Source organism: Bifidobacterium sp. UTCIF-1 (assembly GCF_006408915.1).
GTDB classification, from domain to species: domain Bacteria; phylum Actinomycetota; class Actinomycetes; order Actinomycetales; family Bifidobacteriaceae; genus Bifidobacterium; species Bifidobacterium reuteri.
The window spans coordinates 1-3,177 of record NZ_JFAG01000042.1; the positions used below are offsets into that span (position 1 = coordinate 1).

At 55.8% G+C, this 3,177-nt stretch carries 1 protein-coding gene and 2 tRNA genes; 1 reads left to right on the forward strand and 2 read right to left on the reverse strand.

Features of this window, described 5'->3' with window-relative positions; all coding sequences use genetic code 11:
- Window positions 1-1,395: 1,395 nt before the first annotated feature.
- Together BW09_RS10735 and BW09_RS10740 are read right to left on the reverse strand one after the other, a co-directional pair.
- Window positions 1,396-1,470, reverse strand: a tRNA-Gln gene (locus BW09_RS10735).
- A gap of 38 nt (window positions 1,471-1,508) precedes the next feature.
- Window positions 1,509-1,581 (reverse strand) — tRNA-Glu (locus BW09_RS10740).
- A gap of 362 nt (window positions 1,582-1,943) precedes the next feature.
- Between BW09_RS10740 and BW09_RS10745 the strand changes: the two genes are divergently transcribed.
- Complete coding sequence (locus BW09_RS10745) at window positions 1,944-3,113, forward strand: ATP-binding protein (protein WP_044089800.1); 1,170 nt, start codon at window positions 1,944-1,946, stop codon at window positions 3,111-3,113.
- The last annotated feature ends 64 nt before the right edge of the window (window positions 3,114-3,177 follow it).

Sequence of the window (3,177 nt, forward strand, 5' to 3'; positions counted from 1 at the left end):
GCTGAGAGGCGGCGACCGAAGCATTCCTCCCACCCGACCGGGATATTGCCCCGCTGACAAGCAGTGACCGGGGCACCTCCACGGCCCAACCGAGGTTCTGCCCCGCTGAGGAGCTGTCAGCACGGCGTTTTCTCCGTTGAACCGAGGTTCCGCCCCGCTACGCCGGTGTAGGCGCGACATTCCCCCGGTGTAGCCGATGTTCTGCTTCACTGAAGAGCGACGACCGGGGCGACTTGCCGACCGACCCGAGATATTGCCCCGCTGAGAGGTGGTGACTGGGGCATTCCTCCCACCCAACCGAGATATTGCCCCGCTGAGAGACCGTCAGCGAGGCAACTTCACCACTGAACCGAGGTTCCGCCCCGCTGAGGAGCCGTCAGCAGGGCGTTTTCTCCGTTGAACCGAGGTTCCGCCCCGCTGAGGAGTCGCCAGCGGGGCGATTTGTCGGCCGACCCGAGATATTGCCCCGCTGAGAGGTGGTGACTGGGGCATTCCTCCCACCCAACCGAGATATTGCCCTGCTAAGAAGCTGTCAGCACGGCAACTTGTCGGCTGACCCTAGGTTCCGCCCCGCTGAGAGGCGGCGACCGAAGCATTCCTCCCACCCGACCGGGATATTGCCCCGCTGACAAGCAGTGACCGGGGCACCTCCACGGCCCAACCGAGGTTCCGCCCCGCTGAATGGCGATAATCGGGGCGATTAATCGGCTGGACCGAGGTTTTGCTGCGCTGCTGACCCTTAACCCTGCCGAATGGCTTTGAGCTGGGCGGGACACCGAAAAGCGGCAACGTGGTCTCGTAAGTTGGTACGAGAAAGAAGTGAAGTCGGCTGGGCATGTGATGACCGTTTCGCTTCGCGGGGTGTTCTCAGTGAAGGCAGCTGGCCGGTTGACGTCCTGATGACTTCGCTGCATGGCGCTGAGCGAAGCCATCAGGGCACATAGCGGCCGTTTCGCCTCGCCGAGGACATGCAGGATGCGGTGCGGACGCTCGTCGCGTGCCACGCCACTGCAATATCGCTCGTATCGCGCAGGCGTGGCACGCGTCGCATATTCACGATTCCCCATAGTGGCGGATTTCCGCGGTTTTGCGATTCGCCGTCCTGCCACGCTGGCGCATACTGCGATTGATTGTGCTGGTGCGGCACGCCCGCGTACCACACCAGCACAAAACAGCCTGTATTGCACCGGTGTGGCACACGGACGGCACATTCCATGCTGTTTGGTTTCAATGCTTGTTCGACAAGGACGTCAGCTTGATACACAATGCCATGCGCATCTGCACCCACCTGTGCCGGCCGCAGCGGAAGCAACGAAGCACGCCTGCACGCGGATAAAAACCGCATTACTTTGCTTACTCCGAAAAACAAAAACCCTCGCATTCCGCGAGGGTCATTGGCTGGGGTGCCTGGACTCGAACCAAGAATGGCTGAACCAGAATCAGCTGTGTTGCCAATTACACCACACCCCAATTTGGCTTGGCGTAGCAACTCATGGAGTTGTCCGTCGTACCCCCAACCGGATTTGAACCGGTGTTGGCGCCGTGAGAGGGCGTAGTCCTAGACCGCTAGACGATGGGGGCATATTCAGTTTTTCAACCGGCTGCTCGGTGAACCGCGCAACAGGTGATTAATATACGCGAGTATCCAACTCAACGCAAATCACGGCGTGTCGCGCGGAATTCCAACGTTTTATGAATCTGCTTCATATTCCATGCGCACACAAACCGTCTTGTCAATCTTCCCCTTCAGCAATCGGCCGTCCGTCATTCCGCCACCATCCGGCGCAAACTACATATCACTTTCAGCGAGCATCATCACTTGAGCACAGGCGCGGCACATAGAACCGTACAATATGGAATAGTAACCAGTAAAATATGGAATAGGCATATTAAAATTACGGACTAGACTTATCGAAATCACGGAATAGCGAGGTAGGCCAATCGTGATCCCACGCGCGATATCAGACAAAATCAGGGAACTGAACTCCAAATTCCCCATCCTTACCATCACCGGCTCGCGTCAAAGCGGCAAAACAACGTTGTCGCAACACCTGTTCCCCGACTACGAATACGTCACGTTGGAGAATCCTTCGGTCCGAGAATTCGCGCGGACAGACACCAAGGCCTTTCTTGAGCGGTACAACAATCACGTAATCTTTGACGAGGCACAACGTGTGCCCGACCTGTTTTCCTATCTCCAAGGCATAGTAGACGATCGCGATGAACCGGGGCAATTCGTCCTGACTGGGTCGCAGAACTTCCTTCTTATGAAGAACATCACGCAATCCCTTGCGGGGCGAGTTGCAGTCACGTATTTACTGCCACTTTCCCACTCCGAAATGGCGAACGCCAACATCAATCTGCCTACTGTATACGACTGGGTGTGGAAAGGAGGATATCCTCGCATGTTCGCATCATCAATCGACCCCAACGACTTCTTTCCGAACTACATCGGCACCTACGTGGAACGTGATATTCGCGAAGAGCTCGGAGTCCGCAAACTCAGCGAATTCCGCAGATTCCTGGTGCAATGCGCGCTGCGCTGTGGAGAAATAGTCAATAACGCCGACCTGGCACGTAACTGCGGAATCGATGGGAAGACCGTTGAGGAGTGGCTTTCCGTGCTGGAGACAAGCTTTATCGCATTCCGGCTTTATCCGTATTACAAGAATTATGGAAAGCGCCTCGTCAAAAGCCCAAAACTGTATTTCTACGACACGGGTCTTGCGGCGAATCTACTGGCAATGGAGTCTGCGGACGACCTGCGCTTCAGCCAACAACGCGGCAATCTATTTGAAAATGCCGTGGCCAGTGAGATCATCAAACAGTATTATGCCGTCGGCCGCCGTCCCAGACTGTACTACTGGCGTGATTACAGTAAAAAGGAAATCGATTTCATCATCGAAAAGGGCGGAGCGATTCAATACGCCATCGAAGTCAAGGCATCAAGTACCTACGACCCCCACGCCTTCGCCACAATCAGCACCATGGCCGATGTCATGGAACTTAGCAATGACCAACGCATCGTCGTCTACGGAGGAGGACAAAGTCTCGATACCAGCTTCGGGCGTCTGCTCACCATCAACGATATCCCAAGCCTTGTGAATGCGTAACAGGCAGCAATGGGCCCATATACGTTGGGACATGTCCTGACGAGAACATGGCATGACATTATGT